At 55.3% G+C, this 20,766-nt stretch carries 14 protein-coding genes, 1 tRNA gene and 2 rRNA genes; 14 read left to right on the forward strand and 3 right to left on the reverse strand.

Annotation, left to right across the window (positions count from 1 at the left end; translation table 11 throughout):
- Positions 1-468 precede the first annotated feature (468 nt).
- The 8 genes from GOW09_RS21780 to GOW09_RS21815 all read left to right on the forward strand — a co-directional run bounded on the left by GOW09_RS21780 (position 469) and on the right by GOW09_RS21815 (position 12,443).
- Positions 469-3,334: ribosomal RNA gene (locus GOW09_RS21780) — 23S ribosomal RNA — on the forward strand.
- 186 nt (positions 3,335-3,520) lie between these two features.
- Positions 3,521-3,635: ribosomal RNA gene (rrf, locus tag GOW09_RS21785) — 5S ribosomal RNA — on the forward strand.
- 117 nt (positions 3,636-3,752) lie between these two features.
- Positions 3,753-3,829 (forward strand) — tRNA-Met (locus GOW09_RS21790).
- A gap of 526 nt (positions 3,830-4,355) precedes the next feature.
- Positions 4,356-6,026, forward strand: coding sequence for a hypothetical protein (locus GOW09_RS21795; protein WP_171120964.1), 1,671 nt, complete (start codon positions 4,356-4,358; stop codon positions 6,024-6,026).
- Positions 6,027-6,178: 152 nt separating this feature from the next.
- Positions 6,179-7,690, forward strand: a complete 1,512-nt coding sequence (locus GOW09_RS21800) for a hypothetical protein (RefSeq protein WP_171120966.1) — start codon at positions 6,179-6,181, stop codon at positions 7,688-7,690.
- Positions 7,687-9,822: a BadF/BadG/BcrA/BcrD ATPase family protein gene (locus GOW09_RS21805; RefSeq protein WP_171120968.1), complete on the forward strand. Its 2,136-nt coding sequence runs from the start codon at positions 7,687-7,689 to the stop codon at positions 9,820-9,822. The genes GOW09_RS21800 and GOW09_RS21805 overlap by 4 nt, the downstream gene beginning before the upstream one ends.
- A complete protein-coding gene (locus GOW09_RS21810) occupies positions 9,773-10,963 on the forward strand; it encodes an acyl-CoA dehydratase activase-related protein (protein ID WP_171120970.1) in 1,191 nt (396 codons plus the stop codon). The genes GOW09_RS21805 and GOW09_RS21810 overlap by 50 nt, the downstream gene beginning before the upstream one ends.
- A 178-nt stretch (positions 10,964-11,141) precedes the next feature.
- Complete coding sequence (locus GOW09_RS21815; protein WP_171120972.1) at positions 11,142-12,443, forward strand: adenylate/guanylate cyclase domain-containing protein; 1,302 nt, start codon at positions 11,142-11,144, stop codon at positions 12,441-12,443.
- Positions 12,444-12,697: 254 nt separating this feature from the next.
- Here GOW09_RS21815 and GOW09_RS21820 read toward each other — a convergent pair whose 3' ends face one another.
- From GOW09_RS21820 to GOW09_RS21830, 3 genes are all read right to left on the reverse strand, one after another.
- Positions 12,698-13,063: a hypothetical protein gene (locus tag GOW09_RS21820; protein ID WP_171120974.1), complete on the reverse strand. Its 366-nt coding sequence runs from the start codon at positions 13,061-13,063 to the stop codon at positions 12,698-12,700.
- A gap of 111 nt (positions 13,064-13,174) precedes the next feature.
- The gene (locus GOW09_RS21825) at positions 13,175-14,125 is read right to left on the reverse strand and encodes an AraC family transcriptional regulator (protein WP_152459688.1); all 951 of its coding nucleotides are present in this window, start codon (positions 14,123-14,125) and stop codon (positions 13,175-13,177) included.
- 107 nt (positions 14,126-14,232) lie between these two features.
- Positions 14,233-15,099, reverse strand: a complete 867-nt coding sequence (locus GOW09_RS21830) for a branched-chain amino acid aminotransferase (RefSeq protein WP_171120976.1) — start codon at positions 15,097-15,099, stop codon at positions 14,233-14,235.
- A gap of 160 nt (positions 15,100-15,259) precedes the next feature.
- On the opposite strand from GOW09_RS21830, the gene GOW09_RS21835 reads away from it, so the two are divergent.
- From GOW09_RS21835 to dxs, 6 genes are all read left to right on the forward strand, one after another.
- On the forward strand, positions 15,260-15,772 hold the full coding sequence (locus tag GOW09_RS21835; RefSeq protein WP_152459690.1) for a MarR family winged helix-turn-helix transcriptional regulator: 513 nt from the start codon (positions 15,260-15,262) through the stop codon (positions 15,770-15,772).
- The gene (locus tag GOW09_RS21840) at positions 15,769-16,470 is read left to right on the forward strand and encodes a response regulator (protein ID WP_171120978.1); all 702 of its coding nucleotides are present in this window, start codon (positions 15,769-15,771) and stop codon (positions 16,468-16,470) included. The genes GOW09_RS21835 and GOW09_RS21840 overlap by 4 nt, the downstream gene beginning before the upstream one ends.
- Before the next feature lie 68 nt (positions 16,471-16,538).
- Positions 16,539-17,465: a histone deacetylase family protein gene (locus GOW09_RS21845; RefSeq protein WP_171120980.1), complete on the forward strand. Its 927-nt coding sequence runs from the start codon at positions 16,539-16,541 to the stop codon at positions 17,463-17,465.
- Positions 17,462-17,704 carry an exodeoxyribonuclease VII small subunit gene (locus GOW09_RS21850; RefSeq protein WP_152459693.1) on the forward strand — a complete coding sequence of 81 codons (243 nt, stop codon included), beginning with the start codon at positions 17,462-17,464 and terminating at the stop codon, positions 17,702-17,704. The genes GOW09_RS21845 and GOW09_RS21850 overlap by 4 nt, the downstream gene beginning before the upstream one ends.
- Positions 17,705-18,571 carry a polyprenyl synthetase family protein gene (locus tag GOW09_RS21855; protein WP_171120982.1) on the forward strand — a complete coding sequence of 289 codons (867 nt, stop codon included), beginning with the start codon at positions 17,705-17,707 and terminating at the stop codon, positions 18,569-18,571.
- Between the two features lie 16 nt (positions 18,572-18,587).
- Positions 18,588-20,516 carry a 1-deoxy-D-xylulose-5-phosphate synthase gene (dxs, locus tag GOW09_RS21860; protein ID WP_171120984.1) on the forward strand — a complete coding sequence of 643 codons (1,929 nt, stop codon included), beginning with the start codon at positions 18,588-18,590 and terminating at the stop codon, positions 20,514-20,516.
- The last annotated feature ends 250 nt before the right edge of the window (positions 20,517-20,766 follow it).

Raw genomic sequence — 20,766 nt, forward strand, 5'->3', positions numbered from 1 at the left:
TAAGCACCATTTTGGTTCTTCACCGTCCAATCGGACGTCGCTTCTTCGGAAGCTTTGACATCGTTTAGAGAGAAATCAATCAACACTGTTTGATCGTGCCGAGTGTGGCATTGATCTCGGTCGTTCTTATCTTCGGATAAGCGGCGCAGTTTGGGTCTAGCCGGCCCTGTCTGCGTATCCCGATCGAAACGAACAGAGTTGTCCAAGTCTAATATACTAACCCGAGCGACCTGCGTTGATCAGCTGCACGGCTGAGAGACCATATGGGGTTGCTCATTTGTCCTCGTCCAAGTGGCGGGGGCGGGAAATGTATGTTTTTGGTTCAGAAGAACAGATGACCTTTAGTTACCAGCTGGGTCATCGTGATTGATTTGATTACTGGCGCAGCTTCGGTTGTGTGCGGTCAAACGCACTCAAGTAGCCGAATAGGCGGTAGTGCAAATATCAAGTCTTTCTCTTTCTGGATCAAATCAAGCGCGAGAAGGGCGTTTGGTGAATGCCTTGGCAGCAAGAGGCGATGAAAGACGTGATACTCTGCGATAAGCCATGGGGAGCTGAGAATAAGCTTTGATCCATGGATCTCTGAATGGGGCAACCCACCTGAATGTTTGTTATTGTTAGCACAGCTGATCAATAATGAGCATGAACAGGTACTTAAGACCTGAATACATAGGGTTTTAAGAGCAAACCCGGGGAACTGAAACATCTAAGTACCCGGAGGAAAGGAAATCAATTGATACTCCCCTAGTAGCGGCGAGCGAACGGGGACCAGCCGAGCCGGATAAGTGACTAGAACACGTTGGGAAGCGTGGCCATAGCGGGTGACAGCCCCGTATAGGAAGCTTTGACGGACGTATTAAGTAGGGCGGAACACGTGAAATTCTGTCTGAAGATCGGAGGACCACCTTCGAAGGCTAAGTACTCCTTGCTGACCGATAGCGAACCAGTACCGTGAGGGAAAGGTGAAAAGCACCCCGACGAGGGGAGTGAAACAGTACCTGAAACCGAACGCCTACAATCAGTCGGAGGCTCCTTGCGAGCTGACGGCGTACCTTTTGTATAATGGGTCATCGACTTGGTCTCACGAGCAAGCTTAAGCCGTTAGGTGTAGGCGTAGCGAAAGCGAGTCTTAATAGGGCGAATGAGTTCGTGGGATCAGACCCGAAACCGAGTGATCTAGGCATGGCCAGGTTGAAGGTAAGGTAACACTTACTGGAGGACCGAACCCACATCCGTTGAAAAGGATCGGGATGAGCTGTGCCTAGGGGTGAAAGGCCAATCAAACTCGGAGATAGCTGGTTCTCTGCGAAATCTATTTAGGTAGAGCGTCATCCGAATACCCCGGGGGGTAGAGCACTGGATGGGTAATGGGGCCCCACAGGCTTACTGATCCTAACCAAACTCCGAATACCCGGGAGTACTAGATGGCAGACACACTGCGGATGCTAACGTCCGTAGTGGAGAGGGAAACAACCCTGACCTACAGCTAAGGCCCCCAATTCATGGCTAAGTGGGAAAGCAGGTGGGACGACCAAAACAACCAGGAGGTTGGCTTAGAAGCAGCCATCCTTTAAAGATAGCGTAACAGCTCACTGGTCTAAACAAGTTGTCCTGCGGCGAAGATGTAACGGGGCTCAAGCCATGAGCCGAAGCTTAGGATGCCGTAAGGCATGGTAGCAGAGCGTAGTGTGACATAGAACTCATCCTGTATTGCCGCCGGTTATGCGGCGCGGGCAACCGCGCTCAAGTAGCCGAACAGGCGGTAGCGCAGGATAGAGTTCTTTCGATGAAGCCGGCCTGTGAGGGATCCGGTGGAGAGATCACTAGTGAGAATGATGACATGAGTAGCGACAAAGAGTGTGAGAGACACTCTCGCCGAAAGTCCAAGGGTTCCTGCTTAAAGCTAATCTGAGCAGGGTAAGCCGGCCCCTAAGCCGAGGCCGAAAGGCGTAGGCGATGGGAACTAGGTTAATATTCCTAGGCCAGGAGGATGTGACGGATCACAGGTGTAGTTCAATCTTATCGGATTGATTGGGCTGCTGAGTGGTTCCTGGAAATAGCCCTCCATCAGACCGTACCCTAAACCGACACAGGTGGACTGGTAGAGCATACCAAGGCGCTTGAGAGAACGATGTTGAAGGAACTCGGCAAAATACCTCCGTAAGTTCGCGAGAAGGAGGCCCGGTTCCTAGGCAACTAGGGGCTGGGGGCACAAACCAGGGGGTGGCGACTGTTTATTAAAAACACAGGGCTCTGCGAAGTCGCAAGACGACGTATAGGGTCTGACGCCTGCCCGGTGCCTGAAGGTTAAAAGGAGAGGTGAGAGCCTTGAATTGAAGCCCAGGTAAACGGCGGCCGTAACTATAACGGTCCTAAGGTAGCGAAATTCCTTGTCGGGTAAGTTCCGACCTGCACGAATGGCGTAACGACTTCCCCGCTGTCTCCAACATCGACTCAGCGAAATTGAATTGCCTGTCAAGATGCAGGCTTCCCGCGGTTAGACGGAAAGACCCCGTGCACCTTTACTACAGCTTCGCACTGGCATCAGGATTGTGATGTGCAGGATAGGTGGTAGGCTTTGAAACCGTGACGCCAGTCGCGGTGGAGCCTCCCTTGAGATACCACCCTTCGCACTCTTGATGTCTAACCGCGGTCCGTTATCCGGATCCGGGACCCTGCGTGGCGGGTAGTTTGACTGGGGCGGTCGCCTCCTAAAGCGTAACGGAGGCGCGCGAAGGTTGGCTCAGAGCGGTCGGAAATCGCTCGTTGAGTGCAATGGCAGAAGCCAGCCTGACTGCGAGACTGACAAGTCGAGCAGAGTCGAAAGACGGCCATAGTGATCCGGTGGTCCCGAGTGGAAGGGCCATCGCTCAACGGATAAAAGGTACGCCGGGGATAACAGGCTGATACTGCCCAAGAGTCCATATCGACGGCAGTGTTTGGCACCTCGATGTCGGCTCATCTCATCCTGGGGCTGGAGCAGGTCCCAAGGGTACGGCTGTTCGCCGTTTAAAGAGGTACGTGAGCTGGGTTTAGAACGTCGTGAGACAGTTCGGTCCCTATCTGCCGTGGGTGTAGGAGACTTGAGAGGAGTTGCCCCTAGTACGAGAGGACCGGGGTGAACGATCCACTGGTGGACCAGTTGTCGTGCCAACGGCAGTGCTGGGTAGCTATGATCGGACAGGATAACCGCTGAAGGCATCTAAGCGGGAAGCCCCCCTCAAAACAAGGTCTCCCTGAGGGCCGTGGAAGACCACCACGTCAATAGGCCGGAGATGTAAGCGCAGTAATGCGTTCAGTTGACCGGTACTAATCGCCCGATAGGCTTGATTTGATCCAGTAATGGAAAGACAAGACCAAAGCATACACCGACCTTGACAATGGATGATCGTGTCGCACCAAGCGACACTGTTGGTTGATAATTACAACCGTGCGGGAACGCGCATTCGCAAGCGAATGCGCTGCCTCCCGCGCGCCGCCTTTTTGCAAAGCAAAAAGAGCGACGTGGGCTTTTCCTCGGTTTGGTGGTCATAGCGCAAGTGAAACACCCGGTCCCATCCCGAACCCGGAAGTTAAGCACTGCCGCGCCAATGGTACTTGGGCTTAAGCCCCGGGAGAGTAGGTCACCGCCAAACCTAGTAAAAGCCCACATCTCTCTAAACGATCAAAAAACAATACCCGGCCTCAAATAGCGCAAGCGATAGGCCAACCAAAGACCTCAAGTAGCGTAAGCGCTAGGTCACAAAAACTGTCGCGGGATGGAGCAGCCCGGTAGCTCGTCAGGCTCATAACCTGAAGGTCGCAGGTTCAAATCCTGCTCCCGCAACCAAAAATACCAGCAGACCGTTCGATCTAACAGCAGTCCACTCGACTGTTCGCTAAACGATCAAACCTCGTCAGGCTCACAACCTGAAGGTCAGAGGTTCAAATCCTACTCCCGTAACTAATTCTTAAAGCCACCGTTGGATCCACAAACGTCCTCCGGGCCGTTTGATCCAAAACTAATCCTCAATTGGCTAATAGACTCGAATTGGTTGAACGGTTGGTAGGCATCGATGAGTCAATTCCTGTTTGGACCTGCCCACCGAGCGGAAACAAGGCTCAAAGTGACGGATTTAATTTCATTCGGCTTTCGGTGTTAAGAAACTCTGCTTCCAACTCAAATGAACTAACAGTAGAAATCACTGCTCAACTCGGACTCGGCGAGGCGGCTTGCCGGGCCTAAAAATTGCAAAATCATGCGAAACACCTTAGAATCAGCAGATTAAAGCCAAAAGCCATTTCCGGTTTTTGACAGCAAAGTCATACGAATACAGAAAATTCTCGGCTGAATTTTATTTCGTGGAGCCAAAAATATGACTGGAAAAAACACCTTAATTGACATGCACACCCACCTGTTCACGGCGCGTTATTTGCCGTTGCACAGTATCTTCTACTCGTTCTTATCGCTGTATTGGCTTTCGCTTGGCTTGGCCGTGCTGGCGGTTCGTGTGACCCGCATGAGCGACTTCAGCAGACCCGCGACGGAAGAACCTGATCAGGACGATTTGATCGACGCATTGCTCAATCACGATGTGGACCAGCTTATGCGGGCCATTGCACATCCGGTTCGTGAGAAGATTAGAGAGTTTCAATCGACACCCAACCCCAGCCACCGGGATTGGAAGGACATAGAGGAGCTGATCCGAGCCCTGAACGATATTGACCATGATATCAATTATTCAAGGGCGGGCGACCTCCCAATAGGTGTTCAGCTTGTGGGCGGTGACAGAATTTCTGACAGGTCCGCTTTTGGAGACAGTGGCACGGACCCTGATTTGCTGGATCGGTTTATGGCCGAGGCCTTCAGGGTCGCTGGTCAAAAAGCGGCAGAAAGCGATTTCTTTCATGAAGCTGAACACATGCGCTCGGGTGGGTTGTACAAACCTGGCTCTGATGCAGGCTTTCGTGCCGCAGGCATTCCAACCGATCAAATCGGTAGCATCTTTCAGTTGCTTGAATTCATTGTCATCATGACCTTGTCCGAGCGAAACCGGTTCAAAGCGCTCAAGAGGGATTTCAAGAAGAATGGTCAGCCGAGTGACCCGGAAGCCAGCCTTTTCGTGGGCGTCCTGCTGGATATGCACCGCGCCTTCGAAAAACTCAAGAAGCCTGGGATGCTTGGGTTCTTACCGCCGTATTTTGACTTCACCGAACAAATGGACCGGATGCAGTTGCTCGCGGCTGAGAACCCGAATGAATTGATCAATTTTGGTGCGGTTGACCCGTTTCGAGGCGGGAACTGGAAAAAGATCGTCGATTCAGGCGTTGCACTCGGAATAACGGGCTACAAAATCTATCCGCCCTTGGGGATCCGCCCGATCGATATGCGCGGCTACCAGACCCCGGTCGCCTCTGGGCGAAGTCTGGACAAGTACAGAGAAAAAGCATCGAACCCTGCGCCCTACCCGATGGCACAGGCCAAGATGGGTGACATCATTCGCCATTTCTCCAGCCACAACCTGCGTTTGTTTGCCCATTGCAACCCGATGGGGTTTCAGGTGGAGGAAGGATACGGAATCTACTCCGATCCAGCGTTATGGAAGCACGCGATGGAGACCCACAATGCCCGGAACCTTTGGTTGTTCCTGGCTCATGGTGGTGGCGCAAAAGAAGTAGATTGGATGGGATGGGCAGCAGACAACACCCATTTCAAGCAAACATTTGCCTATCGTGCTATTCGCCTGGTTGAGGATTTCGACAATGTCTATCTTGGCTTGGGTCATATTTTGGGAATTCTGGATCCACAGATCAAGCCAAAGATATTCCATCGGCTAAAATCAGTACTAGTGAGCAACAGCACCCCGGGCGCACCGCACCATTTTCGGGACAAAGTGTGTTTTGGAACGGATTGGGCGATGCCCCTGATGGTCGGCAGAACCCGTGAATACCTGATCGAATTTGACACGTTCTTCAGCGATCCACAGATCAGTCCTTTTGCACCTGATTTTTTTGAAGGAAATGCAAAAAGATTCCTGGGTATTTGATGGATTTCCAGGCTGAGAGTGCCTGACCGGCGTCTAAGAAAACCTGAATTTCCGATGGCCCTGTTTCACACGGACTCCCAATACCTGAGGCGATCTCTGAATAATATATTGTGCATTGTAAATACATGTTATGTTGGTTGGGGGGTATTTTTATGAGTCGTATTTTGGAAGAGTCCTATAGGGCTTACGAACCTCGTCCTTTTACTGCGGATCAGCGCAAGGATGTCACCTTGTTGTTTGGTGGGGTCACATGGCGCGCCGAAAAACTGCTGGAAGGCCTGTTCAAAAGTGCGGGTTACAATGCGCAGCGCCTGCCTGATGTGACAGTTGAAGACTTGTACCTGGGACGTGAACTGGCGGATGTCGGACAGTGCTGCCCCACCGCCTTCACAACGGGCAACTTGTCGAGTTTTCTCAGAAACGAAGCCGAGGCTATCGGTGCTGACGAAGTGGCCGAAAAATATGTTTATGTGACCGCCGGGGCCTGCGGGGCCTGCCGTTTCGGTCAATATCACCAAAGCTATGAGCTTGCGCTGAAGAATCTGGGGCTCGAGGCGTTCAGGATGTTTCTGGTTCAGCAGCATGAAATCGATCAGTCGAAAGGCAAAGACGCCGGTTTGCAGACTGATATTCACCTGCTGCTGAGCACGGCCTTGGGCATGATGGCAGCGGATGCCATTCAGGATCTGGAATACCAGCTGCGGCCCTATGAGCTAGAGCAAGGCGCGACCAACCGGGCGGCGCAGAAGGCGGTTTCCGAGATATACGACGCCATGTTGAGCAGGCCGAAGCAAATGCCGAAATGGGGATCGGTCCTGTGGCATTCGACGACCAGACGCTTTCTGAAGGCCATGAGGCGTGCACGCGACCACTTTGAAGACATCCAGCTTGATCGATTGAGGGTCAAGCCCATGGTCAAGATCACCGGCGAGTTCTATCTGGCCACCGCCGAAGGGGTGCAGAACTACAATATGCACAAATGGCTTGAAGGCGAAGGCGCCGAAGTTCAGCCGGCACCGATGGTTGTATGGTTCGATTACCTGATGCGGTATGGCGGACAAAAGCTCAAGCTGGGCTTCGGGATTAAAGACAAAGCGCGTCAGAACTATGCTCTGTTGAAACTTGGGCAGCGCTTTTTCAGGTTCAAATACGATCAGATGCGCCGGATGCTTGGGGGTGTTCCCCGTCCGATGCCCGATCAGGACAAGCTGCGGAAACTGGCGGCTCCTTTTTTTGACAATATGATCAACGGGGGTGAAGGTGATTTGCTGATCGCCAAGGCGATCTGGGCGCATACCAAGCGAAAGGCACATATGATTTGCGAGCTCTCGCCTTATGGCTGCCTTCCCAACACAATGAGCATCGGAGCAATGGCGGCCGTACAGGGCCGGTATCCCGACATGCTGTATGCCCCAATCGAGGTGAAAGGGGACAGTGACGTACACGCTTTGTCGCGGTGCCAAATGGTGCTGGCAGACGCCAAGATCCGCGCGCAGGAGGAATTTGAATCTGCTCTTGCCGCCGCCGGGTTGACTGCGGACGAGGCCAGAAAGCGCGCCAAAGAGCATCCCAAGGTCAACACGCCATTTTGGAAAGTTCCCCATCGTGGCGCCGTGGGTACCGCATCCAATATCGTGCTTGAGCTGGGAAATGCCACGTTGTGAAATTTGCTGGGGTAGATATTGGATCGACAACTGTAAAAGGCGTCGTGGTAGAAGATGGCGAAGTCATCTGGAAAGCCTATGGTCGTCACAAAACACGCCAGGCCGAGAAAACCCTTGAACTGCTGTCGCAGATGGAGCTGGAGGCCGGCCTGACCGCCGGTCGCGATGTCGTCACGTTTACAGGATCCGGGGCAGGGACACTGGCAGATCATGTGAACGCGCGGCAAATCCAGGAAGTTGTCGCCGTCGCCGCCGCCGTCGAAGCGTTGCATCCGGATGTGCATTTCGTGTCTGAAATTGGCGGTGAAGACATGAAGACGTTGTTCTTCACGCCAACCTCCGCAGGCAAGGCCAAGCAGGTCTATATGCAATCAGCCTGCAGCGGCGGTACGGGCACCTTTATCGAAAAGTCCGCACGAAAACTGAACATTCCCCCGGACGAGCTGACCACTCTGCCATTCGATGGTCAAACCCTTCATCGGATCAGCGCCAAATGCGGGATCTTTGCAGAGACTGACGCAAACAGTCTGGTCAAGGCCGGAGTTCCCAAGACCGAAATCATCGCAAGCTTGTTTGACGCAGTCGTGCGGCAGAACCTGGCGACTTTGACAAAAGGCAACACCCCCACACCATCAGTGCTTTTGCTGGGTGGGCCGAACATGTTCTTTCAAGGTCTTCAGCAGGCATGGGCAAGCCATTTGGCCGCGCTCTGGGACGAGCGCAATGTCGTATTGAAAGCAGGACAGAGCGTCACCGATGCAATCCTGGTTCCCGGCGATGCTTTGTACTATGCAAGCCTTGGTTGCGTCGAGATCTCTCGTCGGGAACAAAATGTATCCCGGGCCTATTCCGGCACGGATGGCCTGAAATGGTGGGTGGAAACAGGCCAGCACGGTGAAAAGGCCAAGACAGGGCAGGAGGCCTTGGCCCGGAACGGTGAACTCGTCCGGTTCCTAGAGGATTTTTCCCAACCCGTGATCCAGATACCCCAGCCCGTTGCGGCCGAGACATATTATGTCGGGTGCGATTTCGGTAGCACCACGGTCAAGGCGGTGGCGTTGGACCGCGACGCGGAAATCAAGGCTTCGGTCTATCAGCACAGTCAGGGAAACCCGATCGAAGATGCCAAGTCCGTTTTCCGCAAGTTGCGTGATGCAGGGATCGAGGATATCGGCGCTCTTGGCCTCACGGGGTACGGGAAAGATCTGCTGAAGGATATTTTGGGGGCGGACGTGCCAGTGGTTGAGACGGTCGCACATGCGGCTGCTGCCATGCACATACATCCCGATGCAGACGCGATATGCGACGTCGGTGGGACAGATGTCAAAATCATGCTGTTGCGGCAGAAAGCGGTCGTCGATTTTCGGCTCAATTCCCAATGTTCTTCCGGCAATGGGGCGTTTCTTCAAGGCGTTGCCGAACGCTATGATGTCCGGCTTGAGGACTATGCCGAAAAAGCCTTCAGCGCCAAGCGGATGCCGAAACTGATGATGGGGTGCGGCGTGTTCCTTCAGTCCGACATCGTGAACCAGCAACGCAAAGGGTGGGCGGCAGAAGAAATCATGGCAAGCCTTGCTGCGGTCCTGCCCCTGAATGTTTGGGTCTATGCCGGGCAGTTTCAGAACCTCAAGGCCATCGGCAGGAAGTTTGTCCTGCAAGGTGGAACACATCGAAACCTGGCGGTCGTCAAAGCCCAGATCGATTTCATCAGGGGTAAAATTCCTGACGCGGAAATTACCGTGCACCCTCATGCTGGCGAGGCTGGCGCGTTGGGCGCCGCCCTTCTTGCGCTTGAACATGTGAACACCGGGCAAACGTCCCGGTTCGTCGGGCACGACCGCGTCGAAGAGTTGGAATATGTCAGTACAACCAACAACAAAACCACCTGCAAGTGGTGTGCGATGAACTGTAGCCGGGCCTTTGTGGATGTTCAGATCCCCGGCGGTCGTGGCCGGGCAAACAGCAAGGTTCCTCTGGCGGAAGGGTGGGAGCGGGTGATTACCGGCAATTCTTGCTCGAAAGGGTTGATTGAAGACGCAGCCGAGATGAAAGCGCGAAAAAAGCAAATCGACGAGGAAGCGAATGCCAATCCAAATATTGCAGAAAGCGTTCGCGAAGGCGCCTTTCGCTGAGTCCAAACCACCCAAGCGGGATTTTCGGATCGGCATCCCTCGGGTCCTAAACCAGTGGTCGACGCACAGGTTTTGGACGACATTGTTCGTTGAACTGGGAATAGGTCGCCGCAATATCGTCTATTCGTCGGACACGTCGGAAGCACAGCAGCTGAAATTCGGAAAAGGGCGTGGTGCTGTTGATTGCTGTTACCCCGTCAAGTGCATGTCTGGCCACTATGGTGAATTGCTGGACGGGCAAAAGCGCCCCATTGATATCCTGTTCGTTCCCATAATCCTGACTGTCCCATCCTTTTTGCGGGGTCATGTCCGGGAAAACATGGCCTGCCCACGCGTCATTGCCGGCCCCGAAAGTACACGAGCCGGATTTCGGCGGGAAAAGGACGTGTTCAAGGAACTGGGCGTACATTATCTTTCGCCGGCCGTGTCCTTGGCAGACCCACAAATTGCGACCCGGCAGTTGTACGACGCCCTGAAGGGTGTAATCACCGACTTGCGCTTGGCTGAACTGCGCGCTGCGGTTGCCAAAGCCTATGACGCCCTTCAAGAGTTTGATCAGAGTCTGCGGCGGCAAAGTCTGGCGGTACTGTCCGAATGCGCCACACAACATCGACCTTGCATCCTGGCCTTGGGCCGCCCTTACCACATGGACACCGGAATTGGCCACGCCATTGAAAGTGAGTTGCAGGCCTTTGGTTATCCGATCCTCTGGGGTCAGTACCTGCCATTGGACGCAGAGATACTGGATTGGTTATACGGCGATCTGATCAAAGCTGGCCGAATTCAAAGCCCTTTTGACATTTCGGATATTTGGAAAACATCCCACAGCGCAAACACCAACGAACTTCTGTGGGCTGCACGCTATGGATCTATTATGCCGTGGATAACCTGTTCAATCAGGTTTTCCAGCTATGAATGCGGAATGGACCAGCCGACATATTCACCAGTCCAGGAAATTACCGAAGCGCTTGGAACGCTTTTCTTCGTGTTTCAGGATCTCGATGAGACGAAACCTGCCGGATCTGTTCGAATTCGCGTGGAAACCATTGCTTACTATCTGGAACAGAAATCACCGAAAATCATTCAGAGCAAACTGGAGGCCCTGAAAACTGCACCACCTGAATTGCTGTTGCCAACTTGATCCAATGGCCGGTTTTCAGGGTGGTAGGGCACCCGTTTGCGGGCGCGAGGCCAAAAGCGGTTCAGGCTGTGTTGGCGTCGCGACGCGAAAGTAGCTTCTGAACAAACAACCTGGGGCTTATCGACTAAGATGGGGATTTGGGGGATATTTCGCATAGAGTTGGCGCGGGGGCGATGCTTTGCTGAAACACATTGTGGACTCTGAAAATCCGATCGACGATGGAAAAATAAGACGAAAGATGCAGGTTGTTAACGTTGCTGCCTTTATTGCGTCGCTTGGGTTCGGTTTCACAGCTTTCTACCAGTTCCAACTTGGACCAGACTGGAGATATCTCGCATGGGTAAACTTTGGTCTTGGCTTCGCGGCGCTTTTGACGATGACGCTGGATCGCTTCGGCCTTGAGGTCAAAGTCGCTTATTTTACTGTGTGGTTGTTCCTGTTTCTGGCCCATGACATCAGCGTCGGCAAAAACGGTGAAGATCATCTGGTCTTGCTTGTCGGCCCGCCCTTGCTTTTTTATTTTCTAGGGGCCGCATATTGGCGTTGGATCACTCTGATAACGATCCTCAGCGCAGCTTTGTTTATTTATATATCGCTTGTCGTTCCTTTGCACATACCGCCCGGCGAAACGATTTGGGATATTATTGCGCAGTCATATCGGGACGGATTTGTAAGGCAACCTCAAGATGTTATTTTCATTGTGCTGATTTTGGGAATCGTCTCGGCGCTTTTTTTCACCTCCTATTCTGCAAATGCCGCAATAGATCGTTACGAAGACGCTTTGGAAAAGGAATTTGCTGTTTCCGAGCGGTTGATAAATGTTCTGCTGCCTTCACGTATTGCCAAGCGCATCAAAGCACATCCGGACAGGCTAATTGCTGAAAGAATTGATGACGCCACAATTCTGTTTTCTGATTTGTCTGGATTTTCTGAATTCGCGGCCGCCAATGGGGCAAGGGCGACGGTCAAATTGCTGGGCTCCGTATTCTCAGCATTCGATGAACTGGTTTTGAGCTACAAGCTGGAGAAAATCAAAACCATCGGTGACAGTTACATGGTTGCAGGTGGTCTGGACCCCTCGGTCAAAGAGAGGCAACCGGATTCTGTTCGCATGGCGGCGTTGGCGATTGATATGATTGCGACGGTCGAGCGGGTGACAGACAATCTGCATCCAAAGGTGTCCCTGCGGGTCGGAATTCACAAAGGCCCGGTAATCGCAGGTGTAATCGGCGGCGACAAACCGTTTTTTGACGTTTGGGGTGATACAGTCAACATCGCCTCAAGAATGGAAAGCACCGGAGAGCCCGGGCGCGTTCAAATCTCACCCGAGGTAAGAGATGAGATAGCCGAATATGTGGATTGCGAGAGACGTGAGGTTATCAATATCAAGGGAAATGGCGAAATCCAACCGTATTGGCTGCTGAAAGTCCACGACAAACCTGCGACTTCACACTCGTCCGAGCGGCTCATCAAAGGCTGAAAACCTTATCTTCTCGGTGAAACGTGCCAAGGTCAGTGCGGGTTCAATCAGTGACTGGAATGGGACGAACCTGGGTCAGCTGAAACAACGGACCGCTCGGAGGTAGCTGCGAGCCGCAGCCGGATGGCCTGTTGAGACGGTGAGAGCATGCCCTTGAAACCAGACCTTTTTTTAAAACGAGCCGCCGGTTGGTGATCCCGGCGGCCCGGACTTGAAGCATTACAGTGAAACTGGGACAGCCGTAGTCAGCGGTTTCATGCAGCGACTTCCTGCTCGGGCGCGCTGAGCGAGATGACAAGCACCACGGCCGCACCGTTCAACCAGTAAAACACCGCATCCAGTCCTGAGAACCCCAAAATGCTGGGTGCAAACAGGAAGGTGATGCCGACAATCAAATCTACGGCCAGATGGAACTTGTAGGGAAGGACCCGCCAAATCCCAAGGTGGTGGTCCGTCAGTACCGTCAGAACAAACGCAGCAACACCGGTGACAACCGACAGCCACAGGGCCAGTGGATTGGATTGGCCCAATCCCAACAGGAACGGCAACGTCATGAGGGCAATGGCGACAGGGTAGTCGAGGTAAGCATGGACAGAGCGGGTAACGAAACGCAGGGACATGAGATCTTCCTTTTCTCAATCAATGATAAAGGGAAGGTAGGACGCCCAAGCCGAACGCTGAATTCCTGATCGTCTCTGATACCGTGCAGATCGTTCAGAAAACCTGGGGGATCAATGCATCGCCCGGTACGCAGCCGGTGACAGCCCAACCTGTTTCTTGAACACGCGTGAGAAAGCCGCCTCGGAGGCATACCCAACCTCGGCCGCTGCATCTGCCACGTTCCATCGTGCCTCGGTCAGGCCGTGGCATGCGATCTGCATCCGCCAATCCGTGAGGTACTGCATCGGCGTAGTATCCATCTTTTCAGCAAAAAGCTGAGCAAAGGCAGTGCGCGACATACCCGCCACACGTGCCAAAGACGCGACGCTCCAGTCCTTGGCCGGGTCCTGGTGGAACGCGGTCAAGGCCCGCGAGATGCGCTGATCAGCAAATCCTGCCAATGCGGAATCCTGCGGGCTCTGACGCTCCAGATAGGCCCGGATCGCCTGAGCGAACAGGGCCTCGGACAGTTTCAGCGCGATAAGGTCGCCACCGATTCTTGCGCCTGAAACCTCAGAGCCGATCATGCGCAAGGTGGCTTCCATCCACGATCCGGCCTCTTCGCCATAATTCTCGATCAGGATATAGGGCGGCAGGCGGTCTATCAGCATATGCCCGGTGCCTTTTCGGCCGGCCGGGCCGGAAAAAGAGAAATGACCGCAGATCAGCTGTGTGTCCCGTTCCTCGTCATCACCGCCATAGACCAGCACGCCTTCGCCCGTGTAGCCCGCGCGCTCCAGCACCTGCTCCAGGGGCAATGCGTCCAACGGCTTGACCTCGGCACAGAGCAATGCGTGCGGCGCCCCGTGGGGGATCAGGATCAGGTCCCCCTGCCTCAACCGCAGGGTTTCCCCCGTGGTCGAGACATGAACCTTGAGCTCGCCACGCTGCACAAAATGAAACCGCGCCACGTTTTCGAACCCCGGCACCTGAATTCCGAAGGGCGGTGTGAATGACGTGCGGAAGTAAAACGTGCCGCGTAGGGAAAGGCGGGTGAGAATATCGCTGAGAAGGTCCAACATGTGCTGAAGATACGCAATCTGTGCAATCCGTCCAGATGGCCGAACGGTTTGCACAAAAATTTGCACGTTTGGCAACAAAAAGCCCCCGACAAAGCGGGGGCAATAGCTTACGAGCGAACCAGTTTCTCGTAGTCTTCGGCGATTTGGCGGGTCAGGTCGCCGACCTCGAATGTATATTCGCCGATCTGTCCGACAGGCGTGACCTCGGCCGCGGTGCCGGTCAGCCAGCACTGTTCGAAGTCAGCCATTTCTTCGGGCTTGATGCGGCGCTCATGCACGTTGATGCCCTTGTCTTTCAGCATCTGGATCACCGTCTGGCGGGTGATGCCGTTCAGGAAGCAGTCTGCCAGCGGGGTGTGCACCTCGCCATCCTTGACGAAAAACACGTTTGCGCCGGTGGCCTCGGCGACATATCCGCGCCAGTCCATGAACAATGCGTCCGAGCATCCTTTGGCCTCGGCCTTGTGCTTGGAAATGGTGCAAATCATGTAGAGCCCCGCCGCCTTGGCGTGAACCGGGATGGTTTCCGGGCTGGGGCGTTTCCATTCGGCGATGTCCAGCTTGGCGCCCTGCATCTTGGCATCGCCGTAATAGGCGCCCCAAGGCCAGACTGCGATGGCCATGCGCACCGGATTGCGCGCCGAGGCCACGCCCATATCCTCGCCCGAGCCACGCCAGACCAGCGCCCGCACATACGCGTCCTGCAAACCGCTGGCTTTCAGCGCTTCTTCCTTGGCGGCTTCGATTTCATCAACCGAATAAGGCATCGGCATGTCCAGCGCTTCGGCCGAGGCAATCAGACGCTGGGAGTGTTCGCGGCTTTTGAAGATCTTGCCGTTGTATGCGCGCTCGCCTTCGAATACCGATGACGCATAGTGCATTGCGTGGGTCAGAATGTGCACATTGGCCTCACGCCAGGGCACCAGCTTGCCATCCATCCAAATGGTGCCATCACGATCATCATACCCCGCCATGCGAAACCTCCTGAACCGGGTTGAGTTTTCGATTGTTGCGCGATTTAGGTCCGGTGCGGACATAATATTGCGCAAAAACTGCAATTCGATACCGCTCTACTCTTGGAATGTCAATAACGCTGACATAAACTCGGCCCGGTAGTAACGAATGAGGCATGATATGTCCGACATCCGCCCGGCCCCGCGTTATGGGGGCGAGAGCCTTTTGTTTTTGACCGATGAGCAATTGAGGCAGGGGATCGAGGCCATGTTCTTCGCCTATCGTGGCTTTACGGCTGATCCCGACCGCATCCTCGCAGAGATGGCCTATGGCCGCGCCCACCATCGGGCAATCCACTTCATCAACCGCGCGCCGGGCACGACGGTCAACAATTTGTTGGCCATCCTTGGCGTAACAAAACAGTCTCTGAACAGGGTTTTGCGAACCTTGATCGAGGATGGTTTGGTGGAAAGCCGCGTGGGTACAGTGGACAAACGAGAACGCCACCTATTTCTGACAGAAAAGGGGCAGTCGCTGGAAACCACGTTGTCGGATGCTCAGCGGGCAAGAATGCGCGCCGCCTACAAGGATGCCGGTCCCGAAGCCGTGGCTGGATTTCGCAAAGTGCTTGAAGCAATGATGGATGCTGATATGCGTCACGCCTATACGAAACTTCGGGATACGACCACATGAGCGATATGGATGCCCATCTGCTGATTGTTGACGACGACGAGCGCATTCGTGATCTGCTCAAGAAGTTTTTGATGCGAAACGGGTTTCTGGTTACTGCGGCACGGGATGCGGCCCACGCGCGGCGCGTATTGTCGGGGTTGGATTTCGACATGATCGTCATGGATGTGATGATGCCGGGCGAGGATGGTGTCAGTCTGACCCGCGCTTTGCGGGAAACGCATACGACGCCGATCCTGCTGCTGACAGCAAAGGGCGAGACGGAACACCGGATCGCGGGCCTCGAGGCTGGGGCGGATGACTACCTGGCAAAACCCTTCGAGCCGAAAGAACTGCTGTTGCGGATCAACGCGATCCTGCGCCGGATGCCGGAAACACCGGCAGAAGAAACCACCGCGAAGATCCTAAACCTCGGGCCCATCCGCTATGACATTGAACGCGGTGAGATGTGGCAGGGCGAAGACCCGGTCCGTCTGACCGCAACCGAAAATCAGTTGATGAAGATATTCTCGGCCCAGCCCGGAGAGCCGATCAGCCGCGCCAAGCTGGTCGAGGATCTGGGGCGCGACAAAGGTCAGGCGCAGGAGCGCGCGGTTGATGTGCAGATCACGCGCCTTCGACGCAAAATCGAACAGGACCCCAAGCAGCCACGCTATTTGCAGACTGTGCGGGGCGCGGGGTATATGCTTGCGCCGGATTGAGATGCCGCTGCGCGGCGTTTTTTGGCCTTCGGCGAGGATATTTGTAGCCAGATGAAGATGGGATCCCAATGACAACCGCCCTTTTGACCCACGCCGATTGTCTGGGCCATGTGACACCTGACGGGCACCCGGAACGGGTGGCGCGGCTGGAGCATATTCTGCATGCATTGGAAGCGCTGGAGCTGAAGCGGGTGACAGCTCCGATGGCTGCGGATGACGATCTTCTGCGCATTCACCCCGAAAGCTATATCCGCGACATTCGGGTCGCGCGCCCTGCGGACGGGTTCGCACAGATCGACGGGGATACGTTCCTGTCTTCTGGATCGGTGGACGCAGCTTACCGCGCGGCGGGTGCGGGGGTGCGGGCTGTTGATCTGGTTTTGAGCGGTGAAGCCTCGAACGCATTCTGTGCCATTCGCCCGCCGGGGCACCATGCGGAATTCGAAACGGCCATGGGCTTTTGTCTGTTTGGAAATGCAGCATTGGCGGCGAAACACGCGCTGGACCATCACGGCTTGAATCGCGTAGCCGTGGTCGACTTTGACGTGCATCACGGCAATGGAACCCAGGACCTGTTGTGGGATGAAGCGCGGGCATTGGTGATAACCAGCCAGCAGATGCCTTTGTGGCCCGGATCGGGCCGGCCCGAGGAAACGGGTGCTCATGATACGGTTCTCAACATCCCTCTGGCGCCCGGCAGTGGTGGCGCCGAGATGCGTACCGCCTATGAAACGAAGGCCTTTCCGCGCTTGCGGGCCTTCAGGCCGGAACTGATTATCATTTCCGCAGGGTTCGACGCCCATCAGGACGACCCGCTGGCCAATCTGAACTGGGCCACTGATGACTTCGCCTGGATCACCGCAGAGCTGTGCAGGATTGCTGACGAGGTTTGCGACGGTCGTATCGTCTCGACTCTGGAAGGCGGGTATGATCTGAACGCACTGGCTCAGGCCACACGCGCCCATGTGGAAGAATTGATAAAGGCAGCCCGATGACCCAGACCCCCGTAGACCAGATGACATTCGAACAGGCGATGAAAGAGCTTGAAGCCGTAGTCGGCCAGCTGGAACGTGGCGATGTCGCGCTGGATCAATCAATTGCGCTGTACGAACGCGGCGCGGCGCTGAAAAAGCGGTGCGAGGAGGAGTTGAAGCGCGCGGAAGAAAAAGTCGCAGCGATCACTCTGGACGCCAGTGGTCAGCCGACCGGTACGACGCCTGTCGAAGGTATGTGAATGTTCCCCGAAAGACTTGCGCAGGATGCTGCCAGCATTCAAAGCCATTTTGATCTGGTTTTGGGCGCTTTTGCAGACGTGGATGTAACCCGGGCCATGGCATATGCCACCCGAGGCGGAAAGCGGTTGCGCGGGTTTCTGGCATTGGAAAGTGCCCGACTGCTCGATGTTGAAGAAGACCGGGCGATCTGGCCGGCCACGGCCATAGAAGCGCTGCACGCTTATTCCCTGGTGCATGACGACCTGCCCTGCATGGATGACGATGACTTGCGCCGCGGGCGGCCTTCCGTTCACGTAGAGTGGGATGAAGGCACGGCTGTTCTGGCCGGGGATGCCCTTCAGACGCTTGCTTTTGAACTTTGCACCTGTTCGCAGGTTGGGTCCGCAGACATTCGCGCAGACCTTGCCCTGACCCTGGCCAAAGCCAGCGGCGCACAAGGTATGGTGCTGGGACAGGCGCTGGACATTGCCGCGGAAACGGCCGCCGAACCGCTGTCGCTGGACGAAATCACACGACTTCAGGCCGGAAAGACAGGCGCCCTGATCGAGTGGTCTGCCTGCGTTGGCGCCGTTATGGCCCGATCCGATCCTGACCCGTTGCGCCGATATGCCCGGGCAATGGGTCTTGCTTTTCAGATCGCAGATGACATCCTTGATATTGAAGGCGATGCCCAAAAGGCGGGCAAGCGATTGCAAAAAGATACTGAGGCAGGGAAAGCCACTTTTGTTTCGCTTTTGGGTCTGCCCGCTGCCAAAGCCCGCGCAAGAGAGCTGGTGGATCAGGCCTGCGCCGCTTTGGACGGGTTTGGTCCGAAGGCGGAAACCTTGAAGGAAGCCGCCCGCTTCGTTATTGCCCGGGACAGCTAAGCCAGGAACGCGCCACATGTCTGACCGCCCCAATACGCCCCTGCTGGATCTTGTGAACCGCCCTGCGGATCTCAAGCAGTTCTCGGACGCGCAACTGCACCAGGTCGCACAGGAGTTGCGGGCCGAAACGATTTCGGCGGTTGCCGTTACCGGCGGGCATCTGGGGGCTGGCTTGGGGGTTGTTGAACTGACCACCGCCTTGCACGCCGTGTTTGATACGCCCCGAGACAAGATCATCTGGGATGTGGGTCATCAGTGTTATCCGCACAAAATCCTGACCGAACGACGTGATCGCATCCGCACATTGCGCATGAAAGGTGGGCTCAGCGGCTTCACCAAGCGCAGCGAAAGCCCCTATGACCCATTTGGCGCGGCGCATTCCAGCACGTCGATCAGCGCTGCTTTGGGCTTTGCTGTTGCGCGGGATCTGGGTGGTGTAACGCCCGAAGGGCTGGGCGATGCAATTGCGGTGATCGGCGATGGTTCGATGTCGGCGGGCATGGCCTTTGAGGCGATGAACAATGCAGGCCACCTGAAAAAGCGTTTGATCGTCATTCTGAACGACAACGAGATGAGCATCGCGCCGCCAGTTGGTGCGTTGTCCAGCTATTTGTCGCGTATCTATTCCGAAGAACCGTTTCACGATCTGAAAGCTGCTGCAAAAGGCGCTGTCTCATTGCTGCCCGAGCCATTCCGGGAGGGCGCCAAGCGCGCCAAAGAGATGCTGAAAGGCATGGCGGTGGGCGGCACGCTGTTCGAAGAGCTTGGGTTTTCCTATCTCGGCCCGATAGATGGCCATGACATGGACCAGCTGCTGCCTGTTCTGCGTACGGTCAAATCAAGGGCAACCGGGCCGATTCTGATCCATGTATTGACGAAAAAAGGCAAGGGGTATGCCCCCGCCGAACAGGCCCGCGACAAAGGCCATGCCACGGCCAAGTTCGATGTGGTTACTGGGGAGCAAAAGAAGGCGCCTTCAAACGCGCCCTCTTACACGTCTGTATTTGGCAAGGCGCTGTTGGATGAGGCCGCGCGTGACGACAAGATCGTTGCCGTGACCGCTGCGATGCCCGACGGAACTGGCCTCAACCTGTTCGCCGAGCGCTATCCGTCACGTTGCTTTGATGTGGCGATTGCCGAACAGCACGGCGTGACGTTTTCGGCTGCGCTTGCCGCAGGAGGAATGAAGCCGTTTTGCGCAATGTATTCGACCTTTCTCCAGCGTGGTTACGACCAGGTGGTACATGACGTGGCGATTCAGCGCCTGCCCGTACGTTTTGCAATCGACCGGGCAGGTTTGGTCGGGGCTGACGGCGCCACCCATGCGGGATCGTTCGACATTGCCTATCTGGCCAACCTGCCCGGTATGGTCGTCATGGCTGCCGCAGACGAGGCCGAGCTGATGCATATGGTGGCGACCGCCGCCGCGCATGACGAAGGCCCCATAGCGTTCCGCTATCCGCGCGGCGAAGGTGTCGGGGTCGACTTGCCCGAACGCGGTGAGGTTCTGGAGATCGGCAAGGGCCGCGTGATACGGGAAGGTGCGCGGTTGGCTCTGCTTTCATTCGGTACACGTCTGGCAGAGGTTCAGAAGGCGGCGGAATCTCTTTCAGCCAAAGGCATAACGCCCACGATTGCCGACGCTCGTTTTGCCAAACCTCTTGACCGTGACCTGATCCTGGATCTGGTGTCCCGCCACGAGGCGTTGATCACCATAGAAGAAGGGGCCGTTGGCGGTTTTGGCAGCCATGTCGCTCAACTTTTGGCGGATGAAGGTGTATTTGATCGGGGCCTGAAATACCGCTCGATGGTTTTGCCTGATATCTTCATCGATCAAGCCAGCCCCGCGGACATGTATGCGGTGGCCGGCATGAATGCCGAGCATATCGAAGCGAAAGTTCTGGACGTTCTGGGTGTCGCCTCGATCGGAGAGAAACGCGCTTAGCGCGCCTGTCGGCAGGGCAGCGGACGTTGCGAGGACCGAAATCCGTTTGACTTGGATTTATCTGGTGCCGCTGAGGGAAATCCAAAACCAAAATCTTGGAGCGCCACGGAACACTCATGTTTTCTGACCATATCTAAAATACGTTTCTATGTTTCCCGCTATTCCGTTCTGCATCACTATACCCCATAGCTAGGGTCAGGATGCATTGATTTTCGCTGCGCTGCGTGACTCACGGCTCCAAGAACGGAGG

The sequence above is a fragment of the Ruegeria sp. HKCCA5463 genome (assembly GCF_013034175.1).
In the GTDB taxonomy this organism is placed as follows: Bacteria; Pseudomonadota; Alphaproteobacteria; order Rhodobacterales; family Rhodobacteraceae; genus Ruegeria.